This is a genomic window from Erwinia papayae (assembly GCF_058241465.1).
This window is the reverse complement of record NZ_JBZCHT010000013.1, coordinates 1,099,852-1,120,284: the sequence shown is the minus strand read 5'-3', so window position 1 is coordinate 1,120,284 and position 20,433 is coordinate 1,099,852. Positions and strand designations below refer to the sequence as shown.

General features: G+C 54.1%; 12 protein-coding genes and 3 pseudogenes. 8 read left to right on the top strand and 7 right to left on the bottom strand.

The window, feature by feature from the left end:
- The first annotated feature begins 60 nt into the window (after positions 1-60).
- The 4 genes and pseudogenes from AC3RPL_RS21190 to AC3RPL_RS21175 all read left to right on the top strand — a co-directional run bounded on the left by AC3RPL_RS21190 (position 61) and on the right by AC3RPL_RS21175 (position 6,926).
- Positions 61-2,388, top strand: coding sequence for a Tex family protein (locus AC3RPL_RS21190; RefSeq protein WP_490741451.1), 2,328 nt, complete (start codon positions 61-63; stop codon positions 2,386-2,388).
- Positions 2,389-2,534: 146 nt separating this feature from the next.
- A complete protein-coding gene (feoA, locus tag AC3RPL_RS21185) occupies positions 2,535-2,759 on the top strand; it encodes a ferrous iron transporter A (RefSeq protein ID WP_034934919.1) in 225 nt (74 codons plus the stop codon).
- A 13-nt stretch (positions 2,760-2,772) separates the two neighbouring features.
- Positions 2,773-5,067 (top strand): annotated as a pseudogene (feoB, locus tag AC3RPL_RS21180) (Fe(2+) transporter permease subunit FeoB).
- 153 nt (positions 5,068-5,220) lie between these two features.
- Positions 5,221-6,926, top strand: a pseudogene (locus tag AC3RPL_RS21175) (alpha-amylase family glycosyl hydrolase).
- Between the two features lie 39 nt (positions 6,927-6,965).
- On the opposite strand, the gene AC3RPL_RS21170 reads toward AC3RPL_RS21175, so the two are convergent.
- A complete protein-coding gene (locus tag AC3RPL_RS21170; RefSeq protein WP_034934921.1) occupies positions 6,966-7,235 on the bottom strand; it encodes a YdgH/BhsA/McbA family protein in 270 nt (89 codons plus the stop codon).
- A 174-nt stretch (positions 7,236-7,409) separates the two neighbouring features.
- Entirely contained in the window at positions 7,410-8,186 is a 777-nt protein-coding gene (gene bioH, locus AC3RPL_RS21165) for a pimeloyl-ACP methyl ester esterase BioH (protein ID WP_490741450.1), read from the bottom strand.
- 34 nt (positions 8,187-8,220) lie between these two features.
- Here bioH and gntX point away from each other — a divergent pair, with 34 nt between their 5' ends.
- A complete protein-coding gene (gene gntX, locus AC3RPL_RS21160; RefSeq protein ID WP_490741449.1) occupies positions 8,221-8,904 on the top strand; it encodes a DNA utilization protein GntX in 684 nt (227 codons plus the stop codon).
- A gap of 58 nt (positions 8,905-8,962) precedes the next feature.
- On the top strand, positions 8,963-9,538 hold the full coding sequence (gene nfuA / locus AC3RPL_RS21155) for a Fe-S biogenesis protein NfuA (protein WP_034934228.1): 576 nt from the start codon (positions 8,963-8,965) through the stop codon (positions 9,536-9,538).
- A 70-nt stretch (positions 9,539-9,608) separates the two neighbouring features.
- On the opposite strand, the gene malQ is transcribed toward nfuA, so the two are convergent.
- From malQ to glpE, 5 genes and pseudogenes are all read right to left on the bottom strand, one after another.
- Positions 9,609-11,687 (bottom strand): 4-alpha-glucanotransferase, encoded by a 2,079-nt coding sequence (gene malQ / locus AC3RPL_RS21150; protein ID WP_490741448.1) that lies wholly within the window; start codon positions 11,685-11,687, stop codon positions 9,609-9,611.
- Positions 11,688-11,697: 10 nt separating this feature from the next.
- Positions 11,698-14,100: pseudogene (malP, locus tag AC3RPL_RS21145) on the bottom strand (maltodextrin phosphorylase).
- Positions 14,101-14,299: 199 nt separating this feature from the next.
- Complete coding sequence (locus AC3RPL_RS21140; protein WP_034934233.1) at positions 14,300-15,058, bottom strand: DeoR/GlpR family transcriptional regulator; 759 nt, start codon at positions 15,056-15,058, stop codon at positions 14,300-14,302.
- A 39-nt stretch (positions 15,059-15,097) separates the two neighbouring features.
- A complete protein-coding gene (glpG, locus tag AC3RPL_RS21135; RefSeq protein ID WP_490742107.1) occupies positions 15,098-15,916 on the bottom strand; it encodes a rhomboid family intramembrane serine protease GlpG in 819 nt (272 codons plus the stop codon).
- Between the two features lie 238 nt (positions 15,917-16,154).
- Entirely contained in the window at positions 16,155-16,484 is a 330-nt protein-coding gene (gene glpE / locus AC3RPL_RS21130; RefSeq protein WP_367168288.1) for a thiosulfate sulfurtransferase GlpE, read from the bottom strand.
- An 831-nt stretch (positions 16,485-17,315) separates the two neighbouring features.
- Here glpE and glpD point away from each other — a divergent pair.
- Together glpD and AC3RPL_RS21120 are read left to right on the top strand one after the other, a co-directional pair.
- Positions 17,316-18,824, top strand: coding sequence for a glycerol-3-phosphate dehydrogenase (gene glpD, locus AC3RPL_RS21125; protein ID WP_490741447.1), 1,509 nt, complete (start codon positions 17,316-17,318; stop codon positions 18,822-18,824).
- A gap of 215 nt (positions 18,825-19,039) precedes the next feature.
- On the top strand, positions 19,040-20,302 hold the full coding sequence (locus AC3RPL_RS21120; protein WP_490741446.1) for a PIN-like domain-containing protein: 1,263 nt from the start codon (positions 19,040-19,042) through the stop codon (positions 20,300-20,302).
- Positions 20,303-20,433 lie beyond the last annotated feature (131 nt).

The following is a 20,433-nucleotide window of genomic DNA, read 5'->3' as shown; positions in this document are numbered from 1 at the left end:
CTGGTAATTATCGCCCGCAATCCGTATAACTGTCCGCTGTTCTTAGCTACCAAGTAACCAATGATGAAAGATTCGCTGAGCCACATAATTGCAAGTGAGTTGCAGGCACGCGCAGAACAGGTTGATGCTGCCGTTCGTCTGCTGGATGAAGGCAATACCGTGCCGTTTATCGCCCGCTACCGGAAAGAAGTCACCGGCGGGCTGGACGATACCCAGTTGCGTCAGCTGGAAACCCGCCTGGGTTACCTGCGGGAACTGGAAGAGCGCCGCCACTCCATTCTTAAGTCCATCGAAGACCAGGGCAAGCTCAGCGATGAGCTGGCAGAGGCTATCCGCAGCACCCTGAGTAAAACCGAACTGGAAGACCTCTACCTGCCTTATAAACCGAAGCGTCGTACCCGCGGTCAGATAGCCATCGAAGCCGGGCTGGAACCTCTGGCAGATACGCTGTGGCAGGAGCCTGCCAACGATCCGGAACAGTTGGCACTGGGTTATATCAATGCAGAAAAAGGCGTGGCGGACAGCAAGGCGGCCCTGGATGGTGCCCGTTATATTCTGATGGAGCGCTTCGCTGAAGATGCCACCCTGCTGGCAAAAGTGCGCGAGTATCTGTCAAAAAATGCCCACCTGGTTTCCCGCGTGCTGGAGGGGAAAGAAGAAGAAGGTGCCAAGTTCCGCGATTACTTCGATCATCACGAGCCGCTCTCTTCCGTGCCCTCACACCGCGCGCTGGCGATGTTTCGGGGCCGCAACGAAGGGGTATTGCAGCTGTCGCTGAATGCCGATCCCCAGTTCGACGAACCGCCGCGTGAAAGCTACGGCGAACAGATTATCGCTGAGCATCTTAACCTGCGGCTGAACAATGCGCCGGCAGATGGCTGGCGCAAAGCGGTGGTCAGCTGGACGTGGCGCATAAAGGTGCTGCTGCATCTGGAAACCGAGCTGATGAGCAGTATGCGCGAACGGGCAGAAGATGAAGCGATTAACGTCTTTGCCCGCAACCTGCATGATCTGCTGATGGCCGCCCCGGCGGGGATGCGCGCCACCATGGGTCTTGATCCCGGCCTGCGCACCGGCGTAAAAGTAGCGGTGGTCGATGCCACCGGCAAGCTGGTCGCTACCGATACCATTTATCCTCACACCGGTCAGGCAGCGAAAGCGGCCAGCGCGGTGGCTGCGCTTTGTAGCAAACACCAGGTTGAACTGGTGGCGATTGGCAACGGCACTGCCTCACGTGAGACGGAACGCTTCTTCCTTGATGTGCAAAAGCAGTTTCCGCAGGTGCAGGCCCAGAAGGTGATTGTCAGTGAGGCAGGCGCATCCGTCTACTCTGCGTCTGAACTGGCCGCGCTGGAGTTCCCGGACCTCGACGTGTCATTGCGCGGGGCGGTTTCCATCGCGCGTCGCCTACAGGATCCCCTGTCTGAGCTGGTGAAAATCGATCCCAAATCAATCGGGGTCGGCCAGTATCAGCATGATGTCAGCCAGAGCCAGCTGGCGAAGAAGCTGGATGCCGTAGTGGAAGACTGCGTTAACGGCGTGGGGGTGGATCTGAATACCGCCTCAGTCCCGCTGCTGACGCGCGTTGCGGGCCTGAGCAAAATGATCGCACAGAACATTGTCAGCTGGCGCGATGAACATGGGCGTTTTCAGGATCGTCAGCAACTGCTGAAAGTCAGCCGTCTGGGTCCAAAAGCCTTTGAACAATGCGCCGGTTTTCTGCGTATCAATCACGGCGATAATCCGCTGGATGCCTCAACCGTGCACCCGGAGGCCTATCCGGTGGTAGAGCGTATCCTGACCGCTACCCGGCAGGCGCTTGATGAACTAATGGGAAACCCTGCTGAACTGCGTAATCTGCGCGCCGTGGACTTTACCGACGAACGCTTTGGTGTCCCTACCGTCAGCGATATCATTAAAGAGCTGGAGAAGCCGGGGCGCGATCCACGTCCGGAGTTCAAAACCGCACAGTTCGCTGAAGGTATTGAAACCATGAACGACCTGCTTCCCGGCATGGTTCTGGAAGGCGCTGTCACTAACGTCACCAATTTTGGCGCTTTTGTCGATATAGGCGTACATCAGGATGGTCTGGTGCACATCTCGTCTCTCTCCGACAAGTTTGTTGACGATCCACATAAAGTGGTCAAAGCAGGCGACATCGTGAAGGTAAAGGTGATGGAAGTCGATCTTCAGCGTAAGCGTATTGCCCTGACCATGCGTCTGGATGAGCAACCCGGTGAAACCGCCGCCCGCCGCAGTGGCAATGCCAGCCCTCGCGATAACGGCCGCCCGGCACCGAACAAAGCACGTCCACGTCCCGTGGCTCAGAGCGCCGGAAACAGCGCAATGGGCGATGCGCTGGCCGCCGCCTTCGGCAAAAAACGTTAACTGCCGTCAGAGCGGATCGCCCGATCCGCTCATTTTTCGTTCACTGAGTAAATTTGTTCTGTATCAATAAGAGCAATAATCATTCTCATTACAATACCCAACGTTGACAATAATGGTGCGCAATTGCATCGAATGGGTAATTATTTATGCAATATATTCCAGGGCAAGACTATCAAATCCTGAGCTACTCTCCGGACGTCAGCACCGCCTTCCGGCAAAAGCTACTCTCTCTCGGCCTGCTTCCGGGTGCCATATTCAAAGTCAGACGCATAGCCCCGTTGGGCGATCCTGTGCAGATTGAAACGCGCCGCTTCAGTCTGATGCTGCGCAAGAAAGACCTCTCATTCCTGCAAATCGCCCTTCCTGACTAATGTGAGCCTCATCATGAACAGATTAACTATCGGGCTGATTGGTAACCCCAATTCCGGTAAAACCACCCTGTTTAATCAACTGACAGGAGCCAGACAGCATGTCGGCAACTGGGCAGGGGTCACCGTTGAACGCAAATCAGGTCGCTTTACTACCCCGCAGCATCAGGTTGAACTGGTCGATTTGCCTGGCACTTACTCGCTGACCACCATTTCGCAGCAAACCTCGCTGGACGAACAGATTGCCTGCCATTTTATGTTAAGTGGGGAAGCATCGCTGATCATCAACGTGGTCGATGCCAGCAATCTGGAGCGCAACCTCTACCTGACATTACAACTGCTGGAGTTGGGCATTCCCTGTATCGTCGCGCTGAATATGCTGGATATTGCACGCAGCCAGCATATTCACATCGACGTTGCACTGCTTGCTGAAAAACTTGGCTGCCCGGTGATCCCATTAATTTCTAACCGGGGAAGCGGACTGAGCGAGCTCCGGCAAGCCATTGATGACCACCCCGGCGTTGCCGGTCATTTCGCCCTGGCCTGGCCACCTTCTGTAGAAGAGAAGGTATCGCAGCTGACCGCTGCAATGCCACAAAGCGACTCCGCGCGGCAACGCCGCTGGCTGGCATTGCAAACGCTGGAGGGGGATATTTTTTGTCGCGCACAATGTGGCGAAGCCGCCTCCCGGCTCTCCGGCGTTGAGACCTGCCCGCTGGAGATCGCCCATACCCGCTATCAGGCAATTGATACTCTTTGCCAACAGACAACCGCCATGCAGCAGGCGACGCCCCATCGTCTCTCTGCTCGGCTGGACGCGCTGGTACTGAATCGCTGGCTGGGATTTCCGATATTCCTGGCTGTGATGTATTTGATGTTCTTCTTTGCCATCAATATGGGCGGCGCGTTACAACCGCTGTTTGAGATAAGCTCCACCGCAATATTTGTGCATGGCGTGCAGTGGCTGGGCGCAACGCTGCATTTTCCCGGCGTGGTGACGCTGTTTCTGGCACAGGGAATTGGCGGCGGCATCACCACCGTCATGCCGCTGATCCCGCAAATTGGCCTGATGTATCTGTTTCTGTCGATGATGGAAGACTCCGGCTACATGGCCCGTGCGGCCTTCGTGGTTGACAGGCTGATGCAGGCGCTGGGCTTGCCGGGCAAATCGTTTGTCCCGCTGATTGTCGGTTTTGGTTGCAACGTCCCGGCGGTGATGGGATCGCGTACGCTTGATACCCCGCGTGAGCGACTGATCACCATCCTGATGTCGCCCTTTATGTCCTGTGGTGCCCGGCTGGCGATTTTTGCGGTCTTTGCCTCGGCCTTTTTTGGTCAATACGGTGCTCTGGTCGTCTTCAGCCTCTACCTGCTGGGCATTGCCGCAGCCATTTTTACCGGCCTGCTGTTGAAAAATACCCTGCTACGCGGCGAAGCCTCGCCATTTGTGATGGAGCTACCCACCTGGCACATTCCGCATATGAAGAGCCTGCTGTTACAGAGCTGGCAGCGCCTGAAAAGCTTTGTCTTCAGAGCAGGTAAAGTGATTGTGGTGGTCAGCATGTTTATTGGCGCGCTGAACAGCTTCTCTTTTAATGGTCAGGCTGTTTCCAATATCAATGATTCAGCACTGGCCAGCGTCAGCCGCCAGTTAACTCCGCTTCTCAGCCCGATGGGGGTGGAACAAAATAACTGGCAGGCTACGGTTGGCCTGATCACCGGCGCAATGGCTAAAGAAGTGGTGGTGGGGACGCTGAACACCTTGTATACCGCTCAGGCCCTGCATGAAGAGGAATTTAACCTAAGTGAATACAGCCTGTTCAATGAATTACAGGATGCGTTGAGCCAGACCTAGGACAGCCTGAAAAGCACCTTCAGCCTCAGCGTGCTGCTCCATCCTATCGACGCCAGCAAAGGCGACGGTGAAATGGCGGGTGGGCCAATGGGGGTGATGCACAGCAAATTCGGCAGCGATGCTGCGGCTTACAGCTATCTGATTTTTGTGCTGCTGTATGTGCCCTGTGTTTCTGTGATGGGCGCAGTCGCCAGGGAAAGTGGCCGTCGCTGGATGCTGTTCTCCATTCTGTGGGGACTGAACCTGGCTTATTCACTGGCTACGCTGTTCTATCAGCTTGCCACCTTCAACAGTCACCCGCTGTCTGCCTCAGTAACGATGGCAGCGGTAGTCGTCTTTAATCTGCTGGTATGGCTGCTGTTGCAGACCATTCATCTGCCAGCGGAGCGTCTGGTGGTCAGAACGGTGACGGCTAAAAGTTGTGCCAACTGCGGAAAAAGTGGCCGCTGCCACTGACCGATGCTTACCCACAGGCAGGGTGTCGTCACCGTACACCCTGCGCCGGTCAGCCCCTCTGCGGGCTGCCTGCTCAGGTTGCGATTTCGCGCTGACAGGCTACAGTGAAAGTTCAGCTGGCTGATAAAAGATGCGACGATGAACTGTGTCAATATGGATGTTATCAATCAGTTACTTGATAAGATTTATGAAAATGCCTTCCCCGCTGACGCTCTGGCAGCGCTGACGCACTCTCTCAGACAGGCTCGTGCCGCACTCAGCCACCCGCGTAAACCCCACTGGGATGAAAAAGATGTGATCCTGATTAGCTATGCCGATCAGTTTCGCGAAAGTGGCATTCCCACGCTACAGACCTTCTCGCGCTTTTATCAGCGACATTTTCAGTCCACTTTCAATCTGGTCCATCTGCTGCCTTTCTGTCCCTGGTCATCCGACGACGGTTTCTCGGTCATTGATTATCATCAGGTCAGTGCCCCCTGCGGTCAGTGGACGGACGTGGCGGAATTACATCAGCACACGCGGCTGATGTTTGATTTTGTCTGCAACCATATCTCTGCGCACAGCGCCTGGTTTCAACATTTTCTCGCCGGTGATACCGGCTGGGATGATTTTTTCATCAGCGTGGAACCGTCCACCGACCTCAGTGACGTCACCCGGCCTCGTATCACGCCACTGTTGACCCCGTTTAAGATGGCCAGCGGCGAGACAAAATTTATCTGGACCACCTTCAGCGCCGACCAGATCGACCTCAACTATGCCAGTCCGGCGGTGCTGCTGAAAATGACAGAGGTGCTGCTCGACTACCTGGTAAAAGGCGCAGACTACGTGCGGCTTGATGCGGCGGGCTATATGTGGAAAACCCCCGGCACCCCCTGTATCCATCTGGAGAAAACCCACCTGCTGGTCAAACTGTTTCGCGCCATTGCCAATGAGGTGGCACCCGGTACGGTGATCATTACCGAAACCAACGTGCCGCACAGGGAAAACATCGGCTATCTGGGCAACGGTGGCGATGAGGCGCAGATGATTTATCAGTTCTCTCTGCCACCACTGGTGCTGCACGCCATTCATTACGGGCAGGCAAACGCCCTGAAACAGTGGGCCAACGCACTGCCCGCCAGCAAACGAACCACCAGCTGGTTTAACTTTCTCGCCTCGCATGATGGCATTGGCCTGAACCCGCTGCGCGGTATTCTGCCAGAAAGCGAGATAGCCTCGCTGGTCAGCGATCTGGTGGCAGAAGGGGCGTTGGTTTCTTATAAAAATAATGGTGACGGCACCACACCAGCCCTTACGAAATTAACGTCACTTACCTGGATGCGCTGAATAAAAAAGACGATGACGACGAAACGCGGCTGCAACGTTTTATGCTGGCTCACGCGCTGTTGCTGGCATTTCCCGGCGTCCCGGCGGTATACGTGCAAAGTATCCTTGGATCACGTAACGATCTGGCAGGCGTAAAAGAAGCCGGTCATCACCGGGCGATTAACCGGCAGAAATATCCGCTCAGTGAGATCGAAGCAGAGCTGAACGATGTCACCAGCCTGCGACATAACATTTTTCAGCAACTCAGCCAGCTGATTCAGTTACGCAGGCAACAGGCCGCCTTTCACCCCGACAATCCGATGGTTGTGCTGGAAAGCGATAACGCCCTGCTGGTGATACAGCGCCGCTCGGAACGGCAGCAACTGCTGTGCATTTTTAATCTGAGTAACAAAGTCATGACTTACACCCTGCCGGATGCCGTTGGCTGGCGCAGTGTTATCGACGGGAGGCGGATTGCAGGTAATCAGTCACTGACGCTGACGCCGCTGGGCTGGATGTGGCTGGAATTGTGCGAAGGAGATGAAGCACGCTAACTCAGGACAGGCAGGGTTTCCCCCGCCTGTTGAAGCAAATTATTTATATACGTCGGCAACGGCGCTGAACTTACCGTGTTCGCGACCGGCGATCACCAGGAAGTATTTGCCGCCTTTCTCATCAGCCAGTTTTGACAGCGCATGCCGTGCATCCATTGGAGAGGTGGTTTCAGCAGTGGTGTTTACCGTACCAATTTTCTCCAGTTTCAATTTTTTCACTTCTTCTTTGGTCACTTCTTTTGCCGCCAGCGCACCAAAAGAAACCGTTCCTGCCAGAAGACCAATAACCACAGCTTGAATCATTTTCATCAAAGACACTCCTCGTTGATTTTGTTTCCGGGGATAAGCAGCCGCTTGATGAGATTACAGGGAGAAATTGATGCCCGACTCCCTGGACAGCTCAGAGGTAAAAAAGGTTAGCGACCCTGCTTACCTGAATAATTATTACTGGTTATTGCCAATCCGCCAGTTTTTGGCAGAAATTTATTGCAAAATTTTACCAGGAAAATCAATCAGTTTTTGGCAAAACGCCTCAGGATGAGAAATAAAGGGCGCATGAGCCGCTTTTTCAATCACCAGCGACTCACTGGCCGGCCACTGTGTATCCAGCAGTGCGGCAACAGTGCGCGGCACCAGCCCATCCAGCGCCCCGTAAATCCGCAGCAAGGGCACCTGTACGGCGCTTATCTCTGCCCGCAGATCGACGGTACGCAATATGTCGAGCCCGCCGTCCAGCACCTGAATGTCAGGAGCCGGAAGCGACAGCACCACATTTTTGAGCAGACGAGCATCCTGACGTGCCGTTTCACTGCCCAGGGTTTGCAGGGCGAGGAAACGCTCAACGGTACGCTGGAAATCCTCGCTCAGTTGCTGTTGAAAAGCCTTCAGTGTCTCCGGTTTGATTCCCGGCCAGCCGTTACCGGCAGCAAAACAGGGAGAAGACGCCACGGTGATCAGGCCACTGACCCGCTGCGGATGAAGCAATGCCATCTGGCTGGCGACCAGCCCGCCCAGCGACCAGCCCAACCACAGCGCTCTGGCTGGTGCCTGCGGCAGTAGCGTCGCCACCATCTCATTCAGGCTTAGCGCCGGAACCCCCTGGCTGCGACCATAGCCTGGCAGATCCACCAGATGCAGACGAAAATGCGGGCTGAGTCGATCAATGATGTTATGCCAGACTTCTGCATTCAGTCCCCAGCCGTGCAGCATCACAATATCGCAATCGCCCCTGCCTGTTGTCTGCCAGTAAAGCTGAGTCATCCGGTAATATCCTGTTTTTGCCATGGAGGCCGCTATGCTATCAATGCCCACCACCTGTTGGCTATGCCGGATGCCCGTTGCCCTGCCTGTGCACGGCATTTGCAGTTTATGCCTGCGTCAGCTTCCCACTGTGCCGCCCTGTTGCCCCCGCTGCGGGTTGCCATCGCTACACATCCGCCAGCCATGCGGCCGCTGCCAGCTGAAGCCCCCCGCCTGGCAACGGATGATTTTCGTTAGCGGCTGGCAACCTCCGCTGCGCGACTGGGTCACACAGCTGAAATTTTATGGCACGACCGCACTCTCGGTGATGCTTGCGCGGCTGCTTCTGCTAACCTGGTTAGCTGCACGCCGTAATTTTATGCTGGAGAAGCCCGATCTGTTGCTCTGCGTACCGCTGCATCGCCAGCGTGCCTGGCAGCGCGGCTACAATCAGATGGACGATATTACCCGGTATCTTTCGCGCTGGATCGGCTGCCGTTATGCCGCCGCCGGCTTAACCCGTCAGCGGAAGACCCATATTCAGCACAGCCTGCCAGCCAGTGCGAGAAGAAGGAACCTGCGCGGGGCGTTCAGGGTTGAAACCGGGGTCAACGGACGGCATATCGCACTGACCGATGATGTGATTACCACCGGCAGTACCGTGGGAGAAATCAGCCGCATTCTGCTGGCCGAAGGCGCCGCCAGCGTGCAGGTATGGAGCCTGTGCCGAACCTTGTAGAGCGTCGGTGATGGGCGTATTATAACCAGGTAAATTAGTCAACTATTGAGCAATCGCCATGATCCGAATTACAGACTCTGCGCAAGAGCACTTCGCAAAACTGCTGTCGAAACAGGAAGAGGGCACCCAGATCCGCGTATTCGTTATCAATCCGGGTACGCCAACTGCCGAGTGCGGCGTCTCCTACTGCCCACCCGATGCGGTAGAAGCTACCGATACCGAACTGAAGTTCGATAAGCTGTCTGCCTTTGTTGACGAACTGAGCGCGCCTTATCTGGAAGAGGCTGAAATTGATTTCGTCACCGACAATCTCGGCTCTCAGCTGACGTTGAAAGCCCCTAACGCCAAGATGCGTAAGGTCAGTGATGACGCGCCGCTGATCGAGCGCGTTGAATACCAGTTACAGGCGCAGATCAACCCTCAGCTCGCCAGCCACGGCGGCAAAGTATCGCTGATGGAAATTACCGATGACGGTTTCGCCATTCTGCAATTTGGCGGCGGCTGCAACGGCTGTTCGATGGTCGATGTGACGCTGAAAGAAGGCATCGAAAAAGAGCTGCTGGCCGCTTTTCCGGAGCTGAAAGGCGTGCGCGATCTGACCGAGCATCAGCGCGGCGAGCACTCTTTCTACTGAATCCTGCCAGAAAGCGCCCGGCGGGCTCATTTCCACCGGGCATCGCTGACTCCTCTGCCGCTCTCGTCGTTTATTTCTGCTGTGGTTTACGTCGTCGGTTAAGATCTTTAATCAACCGGTTGATGCGCCTGTCGGCGAACATCTCCTCCAGAGTAGTACCCAGTTTTCGCCGCCAGTTGGGATACTCATTGGTCGTGCCAGGCACGTTAACCGGCTGTGCCATATCCAGCCAGTCCTCCGGTTGCAGGCCGAGCAGCGCGCTGTTGCTGTCGGCAATAAACCGCTGCATGGCGCGATTCAGTTCCGGCGTCATCTTCATCAGCCCGGCGTTTTTACCGCTGCTTTTTGGCAGACAGTGATACTGATGCAGCGCGTTGAGCAGCGCCTGCTTTTGCCTTGCCCTGTCCTGATACAGCGAGGCGAGGATCGCCCGGTCGGGATAAACTCCCAGCGTCTCTCCCAGCGATAAATCGCCCGCACTCCAGAAGCCGCGTAGCGTGGGCAGATCGTGGGTGGTGGCGCTGGCCATTGACTGGCGCGGCCAGGCAGAAGGGGAACGGTAACGATCCATATTTTCCTGTTCAAAATAGAGCACCTTCCATGAATAGATCCCGCTGTCACGCAGCTTCGCCACGATCTCTGTCGGCACGGTTCCCAGGTCCTCGCCAATCACCATGCAGTGGTTGCGCTGACTTTCCAGCGCGAGGATGGCCAGCAGATCGTCCACCGGATAGTAGACGTAGGCTCCGTAGTTGGCGGTTTCCCCTCTGGGTATCCACCACAGGCGCAGCATCGACATAACGTGGTCGATGCGCAGCGCACCGCAACTGGCCATATTGGCCCGCAGCAGGTCGATAAATGGCTGCCATCCCCGTGCCGCCATCACGTGCGGATCGGCAGGCGGCAGTCCCCAGTTCTGTCCCTGCGGCCCCAGAATATCCGGCGGCGCGCCGACCGATGCCTGCATACAATACAGCTCGCGGTCACACCAGGTTTCCGCGCCACCTTCCGCCACGCCGACGGCGAGATCGCGATAGAGGCCCAGCGGCATCGCCAGCTGTTGGCTGAGTTGCCAGCACTGATCAAACTGCCGACTGGCGAGCCATTGCAGCCACAGCCAGAAATGCACTTCCTCTTCATGCTGTTGGCAGAACTGCTGCACCTGCTGACTGTGCACATCCTGCAACGCCTGCGGCCACACCGGCCAGCCCCAGCGATTCGCATCCTCGCTCAGCATCTTACCGTGCAGGGCATCAAAGGCTCCCTGCCAGAACAGACTGGCACCGCCCCGGCTGATAAAAGCATCAAAACTGGCACGATCCGCATCGTCACTCTCCCGCAGGCTGAACTGCTGCCAGGCAAAACGCAGCCCCTGCATCTTCAGTCCGGCAACCAGCGAGTAATCGATCCACTCGCTCTCTCGGGCCTGTTGCAGTCGCCGCTGCGTGTTTTTTTGCTGCCACCAGCGCTGGGCCGCTTTACTCAGCTGAAAATCCGCCACGGCCGCCACGTCGATATACAGTACGTTCAGCCAGCGGCGCGAAGAGGGGCTGTAAGGGCTGGCATTCTCCGGGCTGGCCGGATAGAGCGAATGCAAAGGGTTCAGACCAATAAATGATCCCCCGCGTGCGGCAACTTCTTTGACCAGTTGCCTGAGATCGCTGAAGTCGCCCATCCCCCAGTTCGTGTCGGAACGGACGGTGTAGAGCTGTACGCAGCTGCCCCACAGTTTTTCTCCCTGCAACAGCGGTGCTGGCTCATAGCAGCGCGCCGGGGCCACAATAATCCGGCACGGCCAACGTTTACTGGCCTGAGACAGATGCAGTTGATGGTAGCCCAGCGGCAGCCTGGCAGGCAGCGCGATAGCTTCACCTGCGCTGACCACGCCGCTGTATTCCCGACCGTTTTCGGTCACCAGTTGCCACTGATAGTCGCCCTTGCCTGCCACCTTCAGCTGTAATGAGCGCTTCTGCAAAAAGACTTTACAGGGTGACAGCGGTGCGGCTTTTCCTTTTGGCGCTGGCGACATCGCCGCCAGCAGACGCTGGCGGATTGCACTGTCGATCTCTTCGGTTTCTCCCCGCGCGTTGATGTACTTAGCGGCAATGCCCGCTGCGGCCGCGGCCTGTTCGAACTTTTTACTCTCCATATGCCCCTCCTCAGCGCCGTGCCTGCCAGATCCGCTGCTGATAGTCACGAATGGAGCGGTCAGAACTGAACATGCCGCTGCGGGCGGTATTGAGGATCGCCGCCCGTGTCCAGGCCTCTTTATCGCGCCAGAGCGCCTCAACACGTTTTTGCGCTGCCAGATAGCTGGCAAAATCCGCCAGCACCAGCCAGGGATCGCCGCCTTTACCAAAGCTGTTCAGCATCATCTCAAAAGCCTGTTTATCGCCACCGCTGAAGAATCCTTTTTCCAGCTCTTTCAGAATGGCATCCAGATGCTTATCTTTTTTCCGCACTTTCAGTGGGTCATAGCCTTTGGCCTTCAGCGCTTTCACTTCATCCACGGTGTGACCAAAGATAAAAATATTCTCCTCACCCACCTGTTCAGCGATCTCGACGTTGGCGCCATCAAGGGTGCCGATGGTCAGCGCGCCGTTCAGCGCCAGCTTCATATTTCCGGTGCCAGAGGCTTCATAACCTGCCGTGGAAATCTGCTCGGACAAATCAGCCGCAGGGATCATCAGTTCCGCCGCCGTAATGCGGTAATCCGGAATAAACACCACCTTGAGTTTGCCGCCGATAGTGGCGTCGTTATTGATTTTCTCGGCCACCTTATTGATGGCGTAGATAATGTTTTTTGCCAGGTAGTAGCCGGGGGCGGCTTTAGCGCCAAACAGGAAGACGCGCGGCACCATCTCCATCTGTGGGTTATCGCGCAGTTGTTTATAGCAGGAGAGAATATGCAGCAGGCCAAGATGCTGACGCTTATATTCATGCAGGCGCTTAATCTGCACGTCAAAAATGGCGTCCGGATTAACTTTGATACCGGTCAGATGGTCGATGTAGTCTGCCAGCCGTGCCTTGTTGTCATGCTTAATCTGCCGGAAACGCTGACGAAACGCCGCATCCTCCGCATAAGGCTCCAGCCCTTTCAACGCATCCAGATGGTTTACCCACTCCACCTTCAGCGTGTCGTCAATCAGCCCGGAGAGCACAGGATTGCACTGCCTGAGCCAGCGGCGCGGCGTGATGCCATTGGTCACGTTATGGAACTTGCCGGGCCACAGCTGGTGATATTCCGGGAACAGATCCTTCACCACCAGATCGGAATGCAGTGCGGCCACGCCGTTAACCGCAAAGCCGCTGACCACGCACAGGTTAGCCATGCGCAGCTGATGGTCATAAAGCACCGCCAGCTTTTCCCACTTCGCCTCATCGCCCGGCCAGTGTTTATCAACCACCTTTTTAAAGCGCTTGTTGATCTCTTTAACAATCATGTAGTGGCGCGGCAGCAGTGAACGCACCAGCTTCTGGTCCCAGCGCTCCAGCGCTTCCGGCATCAGGGTGTGGTTGGTGTAGGCAAAGGTTTTACTGGTGATGGCCCAGGCCGCATCCCAGCCCATCTGGTGCTCGTCCAGCAGAACGCGCAGCATCTCCGGGATAGCGATAGTAGGATGGGTGTCGTTAAGTTGGATCACCTCATAGTCCGGCAGCTCACTGATTTTTCTTCCGGCAAGATGATGCCGCCGCAAAATATCGGCAACGGAACAGGCACACTGAAAGTATTGCTGCATCAGCCGCAGCTGCTTGCCCTGCTGATGGTTATCATTGGGATAAAGCACCTTAGTCAGTTTTGCCGCGTCAATTCCCTGCTGCTCAGACTGAAGGAATTTACCGTCATTAAACAGGGTCAGATTAAAAGGCTCAGTATGGGTGGCCTGCCACAGCCGCAAAGGCTGAGCGACACCATTCTGGTAACCAGTGACCGGCAAATCCCAGGCCTCACCTCGCAGGGTGAATGCGGGATGCCAGATAAATCCCCCCGCATCGTTTTTGACCACCTTACCGCCAAACCCTACTGTCACATCCAGCGCGGCGTTGTGGCGAAACCACGGATAGCGCTCACGATGCCAGTCATCCGGTGCTTCGCGCTACTGGCCGTGGTCGAATGACTGACGAAACAGGCCGTACTGGTAGTTCAGTCCATAGCCGATAGCAGACTGCCCTACCGTTGCCATCGAATCGAGGAAGCAGGCCGCCAGCCGTCCCAGACCTCCGTTACCCAACGCCGGATCCACTTCTTCTTCCAGCAGCTCACTCAGATCCACCTGATGCTCAGCCAGCGCGGCTTTGACGTCGTTGAACCAGCCCAGATTCATCAGGTTGTTGCCGGTCAGCCTGCCGATCAGAAACTCCATTGAGATGTAATTTACGTGCCGCTGCTTCTTTGCCGGTTTTGCTACCGGCATGGCTGCCAGCAGTTCGGCCAGCGCACCGCTCAGCGAATGCCACCATTGATGGCGGGTCATTTCACTGGCGTCAGACAAACCAAGATGCTGCCACTGGCGCGTCAGCGCCGCCTCAAAACGTGCCAGATTAAATTTCTGCTGCGACATACCACTTCCTTCTGCAAGGGGAAAAGGGAATTGCAAACGGGCCGGAACTTACAGTTAAGACCTGAACAGAAAAAAATGCTCATATTGCAGGGAGATAAAATTCAGCCCACCCGGATCGGGCTGAATTTATGTCGGAGAAAGTAGCGAGGAGAGGTCCTGCAAACAAATAATGGATGAAAAGGCGATATCAGCGCGCCTTTCAGCACAGTTCCAGATGGACCTCATGTTGTTCGATGGTTTTTAGTACGCCCGGTGGCGGCATTCCGTCGGTGAACAGATAATCTATCAGGCTCATATTGCCCAGGTTGACCATCGCATTGCGGCCAAACTTTGAGTGGTCGGCCACCAGCATCACACAGCGGGAATTCTCAATAATCGCCCGTTTGGTGCGAACTTCATGGTAATCAAAGTCCAGCAGCGAGCCATCCATATCGATACCGCTGATGCCAAGAATGCCGTAATCAAGGCGGAACTGAGAGATGTAGTCGAGGGTCGCCTCGCCCATAATGCCCCCGTCACGGGTACGCACCTCACCTCCGGCAACAATCAGGCTGAAATCGGGTTTGGACATCAGCAACATCGCCACGTTGAGATTGTTGGTGACGATCCGCAAATTATTGTGATTAAGCAGCGCATGGGCGACGGCTTCCGGGGTGGTGCCGATATCTATAAACAGCGAGGCACCATCGGGGATCTGACTGGCAACACGCTGCGCTATGCGGGCCTTTTCCGCCGACCACATCATCTTGCGATCCTGCCAGGCCGTATTTTCTGAAGTGGATGGCAGCGCAGCGCCGCCGTGATGCCGCTGTATTTTATTCTGATCGGCCAGATCGTTGAGGTCACGGCGAATAGTTTGCGGGCTGACGGTAAAATGGTCCACCAGCTCTTCGGTACTGACATATCCCTGACGACGCACTAAATCGATAATGGCGTCATGACGTTGCGTTTGCTTCACAAAACTCTCCTGTTTGCCCTGTCCCTGCCAGTATTACGGTCAGGATTTTCTCTGCCGGGTATCAACAAAAGCCATCGCCAGCCCCACCAAAAGACCGGTGACATGCGCCGCGTTGGCAACAGAGAGCCCGAACCAGCCCATATAACCGATAATCAGCCAGATAATGGCAAAGGCCATTAACCCGCGCTCCAGGTAGATACCGCTGGCCGGATCGCGCTCGCCGCGCAGCCAGGCATAGCCCATCAGCGCATAGACCGCGCCAGACAGGCCACCAAACATGACGCCGCTGAATTTTGCCTGCATCCAGCCGCTTAGCAGGGCAGAGATCAGCATGATCACAAACAGCTTACCGCTGCCGAGACGCTTTTCGATGGCGCCACCAAGATACCACCACCACAGCAAATTAAAGACCAGATGCAGCAGTGAAAAGTGCAGCAGCGCGTGGGAGAACCAGCGCCACAGCTGAAAATGCTGCGAGGCGTCCGGCCACGCCAGCCAGCTCATCACCGTCTGATAGCCGGTGAGTTGCATCAGGATAAAGACCACAATGCAGGCAACCATCACCGTCAGCGTCAACGGCCCTGCCCGCTCACGGATGTTGCTCATCAGCGAGGTGCGTTGATACTGAATACCGCTACGGGTAGTGCCAGAGTGCCAGCTCGCCGCCTGATAACGGGGATGGTTTGGTTCCCGGATAAACTGACTAAGTTCGTTTTCGACCAGATTCACTTTCGAATCATCATCCAGCCATAACGTGTAAGGATTTTCACCTTCAATCCGTAGCTTAACGGCCTTAGTCAGCATGTAATCAACAAAGGCCTGCGCCATGCGGGGATTAGAAAACTCAGTAATGCGCATCATCGCTTTCGGAAGTCCCTGGAAATAAAAGCTGTCAGTATATACCGCAAATGAGTTATGCCGACGGAAAGTTAAACTGAACCGTGACGGTCGCAAGCGCTGCGCCACAGGCGCTTATACCCAAAATGGTTCGCGTTGCAGCAAGGTGGCCGGCGCGTCACTCCCCGCAAGCTCACTCAGGTAAGTGACCGGGGGCGCGCTCGTGAGGCCAGTGCGTCTGAAGCGTATAAATGGCGGCTTATGGCATCCCTGACTCAACCTGCTGCGGAAACTGCGCTCGCCAGGCCTCAAAACCGCCGTCAACGCTGTAAACCTGCTCAAAACCCTGCGTCAGCAAATACTGTGCGGCGCTTTTGCTGCTGTTGCCGTGATAACACATCACCAGCACGGGCGTGCCCGGGTCAGCCTCGCTGATAAACCGGCCCAGCGAGTCATTGCTCAGATGAAAAGCGCTGCTGGCATGCGCCATACCAAAGCTTTGCGCATCACGAATATCTACCAGCACCGCCTCATCGTCTGCCAGCCTGGCCTGCGCCTGTTCCACGCTGATGCACTCAAATTGTTCCATGCTCAGTACTCTTTAAGAAAGGGAGACCATTGTATCGCGAACCTGGCTGACAATAACCAGACAAACCATAAGGTTAACAGTTTTTCCTGCCTGACGGCAGCGAAGTTATATGGCGTTAATCATGTCAGGTTTTTACAAAGGAAAGCTGACGACCCAGCTTTGGTGGGTATGCTCTGAGCTGATGATGCTATCGCCACCCGAAAATGGTTATGTAAAGTTGTAGACAACCTGCACAATGACGGTTTTTTCACCATGCAGAGTGCCAACATAAACAGATTCCTGGGGATCGGTTCTGCGCCAACAGACAGACTCAAAGTCACATTCAGCACGCCGGTATCCGGTGGACGCCAGATAATCTTCTGTATTTGAACCCACGGCCAGGCACAGGTGAGAGCAACAGTAATAACCGCACCACCAAATACCGTCAGTGACTTACGCACAGGGTAATGCCCCTGTCTGAATTTCGATTGAATGACAAATCCGCAACGATCCCTCAGTCATGCCGGGTTGTGGGGAAAGCGCGTCGGCCAACCCATCCCACTCGTCGCGGTCACCAAGGCCCGATTTCCGAACTCCCCTGCATCATCAGCAGGTTACAGCCAGACTAACCCTTACACAGGCCAGATGTTTTACCCCGATACAGGTCAAAAAAGTCAGCTGTCGCATTGAGCAACTTCGTTGCTGGCTGGCCTGTTATGCCTGCGGATATGTTATCTGGATCACGCATAAATGTTTTTATTTGGTTAACGCTAGCATCGCTCCGGGTTTCCGATTATCATTATGCTCGAAAACGAACATTTAAGAACTATTCCGAACATCGGAGGAGATGACGTGGAAACCAAAGATCTGATCGTAATCGGCGGCGGTATCAACGGCGCAGGTATTGCGGCTGATGCCGCAGGACGCGGCCTGTCTGTGCTGATGCTGGAAGCGCAGGATTTGGCCTGCGCGACTTCTTCTGCCAGCTCAAAGCTTATCCACGGTGGCTTACGTTACCTGGAACATTACGAATTCCGGCTGGTCAGCGAGGCGCTGGCCGAACGCGAAGTGCTGTTAAAGATGGCACCCCATATTGCTTTCCCGATGCGCTTTCGCCTGCCACACCGCCCGCATCTGCGTCCGGCATGGATGATCCGCATTGGGCTGTTTATGTACGACCATCTGGGGAAACGCACCAGCCTGCCGGGGAGTAAAGGTTTGCGTTTTGGCGCAGATTCAGTGCTTAAACCTGAGATTGTGCGCGGATTCGAATATTCTGACTGCTGGGTGGATGATGCGCGTCTGGTGGTGCTTAATGCCCAGGAAGTGGAAAAGCGCGGCGGCGAAGTGCGCACCCGTACCAGAGTGACCCGCGCACGGCGTGAAAACGGTCTGTGGACGGTGGAAGCTGAAGATATTGACAGTGGCAAAACCTTTACCTGGCAGGCCAGAGGTCTGGTTAACGCAGCAGGTCCATGGGTTAAGCAGCTGTTTGACGACGGCCTGCAACTGAAGTCTCCTTACGGCATCCGCCTGATCAAAGGCAGCCACATTGTGGTGCCGCGTGTGCATCATCAGAAGCAGGCTTACATTCTGCAAAACGAAGACAACCGTATTGTGTTTGTTATCCCATGGATGGATGAGTTTTCGATTATCGGCACCACCGACGTGGAGTACAAAGGCGATCCGAAAAACGTCCATATTGATGAGAAAGAAACCGCCTATCTGCTGAAGGTTTACAATAACCACTTTAAAAAGACGCTCAGCGAGCAGGACATCGTCTGGTCTTACTCCGGCGTGCGCCCGCTGTGTGATGATGAGTCAGATTCACCGCAGGCAATCACCCGCGATTACACGCTCGATGTTCGCGATGATAACGGTCAGGCTCCGCTGCTTTCCGTCTTCGGCGGCAAGCTGACCACCTACCGTAAACTGGCTGAACATGCGCTGGAAAAGCTGGCGAAGTACTATCCCAAAGCCGGCCCGGCCTGGACGAAGACCTGCGTGTTGCCGGGCGGAGATATTGCCGGTAGCAGTGAAGATTACGCCGCCAGCCTGCGCCGCCGCCGCCCTTTTATCACTGAAGCGATGGCGCGACACTATGCCCGGACTTACGGCAGCAACAGCGAGCTGATTCTTAAAGAGGCGAAAAGCCTGGAAGATCTGGGCGAACTCTTTGGTCACCATTTCTATGAGGCCGAGCTGCGCTATCTGGTGGAAAATGAGTGGGTACGCGAAACGGACGATGCGATATGGCGTCGCACCAAAGAAGGTATGTGGCTGAATGAGGCCCAGCGAACACGCGTGGGTGAGTGGCTGGCTGAACACGGTAAAAAACCGTCACTGTCACTGGCTTCGTGAGCCGCTTGATTATTTGAAAATAAAAACAGGGCGATGTATCGCCCTTTTTTATTGCTGACATCCTGCATAAAAAAACTGAGTAATGCTGTCAAACGCATTCCTTTTTAGTCTGAGCGCATAATTTTCTCTAAACCCTCTGGCGTACCCTGAATTTTTTTATAACAATGCTACTATTCTGTTAAATTAAATTATTCTCGCTCGTTTAAGAGGAAAAAATGAAAGAAAAATTTTCTGGTTTCTATGGCATTGATGAAATTCGTGAAAAAGAAATCTGGTCAGCAAAAAATACCGTCTTCATATTTGATACGAATACATTACTCACATTGTATCGTTGTGAAAAAAACACCCGGAATATTTTTTTCAGTCGTTGGGAAGAAATCAAAGAAAGAGTGTGGCTTCCATTTCATATCTGCCTGGAATTTCAGCGCAACCGTCTTAATGCAATCAAAGCCCATGTGACCGAACTTGACAATATTGGCAGTGAGACAAAATCACGCGTAATAAATGCCGTTAATCCAGAAACCTTCGAAAAAAAACTCATCGAGACTATAAAACGTTATCCGGAACTTCAGAGTGAATTTGAAGCAATGAGAAATGAGTTTGAAGAAAGAATCACGAAATTTGTCGAAAACAATATAAAAAACAGGATTGATGAAGCTGATTTTTTTACCCACCACGATACTATTCGGGACAAAATTGAGCTCCTGACAGGCGATCGAACAGGAGACGAACCTTCTGGTGAACATATAAAAAAACTCTCAGAGTCTGGCCTGAAAAGGTACAAAAACAAAATACCGCCTGGCTTTGAAGATGAAAAAGAAAAAAAAGAGGAAACCTTCCACTATAAAGGAACAGAATACTTCTCGAAGTTTGGTGACTGGTATATATGGAGTGAAATTCTCGAACTTGTTGCCCGAGATAAAAAGGAAGGTGTCATTTTTGTATCTAATGACCTGAAAGAAGATTGGATATATCGTGTTGCAGGTAAAAAAAGAGGTCCCCTGGAATCGCTTCGCACCGAACTTAGTGAAAAAGGAGGGGGTACCAGCTTGTTGCTTTACTCGACTTCAGGTTTCCTCGAAAAAAGCAATTATCATCTTTCTGGTGATAAAGTTGATGAACAGACAATAAATAACATGAAGCTGGCTGAAGATAGCACCAGCCGCCATCTGTCCGCCCATCGTAAAAAATCCGAAGAGGGAAGCGATTTTGCAGATCTGTATTTCGTGTACAATAAAAAAGAATTGCCCACACTAAACAGTGAAGAGTTGGATACCTGGATGAATATTGTTTTAACAGGCATTTCTTATAAAAAAGGTCTGGATCTTATCAGACGTCAGATAGGTGAATTCGATAAGGTAATCTCACACAGTGAAGTTCCACAAGTAAGGAAAATCAGATTTACATTTGCTTTATTAAAATTAAAAAAAATAGAGAGTAATTTATTATCAGAGTTGGGAGAGCCTGAAGAATTTTAAATCCGCACTTAAACTGGCAATCAGTAGTTAACCGTTATTGCACCCTCGATATATGATCGTATACGGGGGTGTTTATATCAATACAGCGTGAATTAATAGATGATTATTAATTCCCTGCATAATAAACTTGT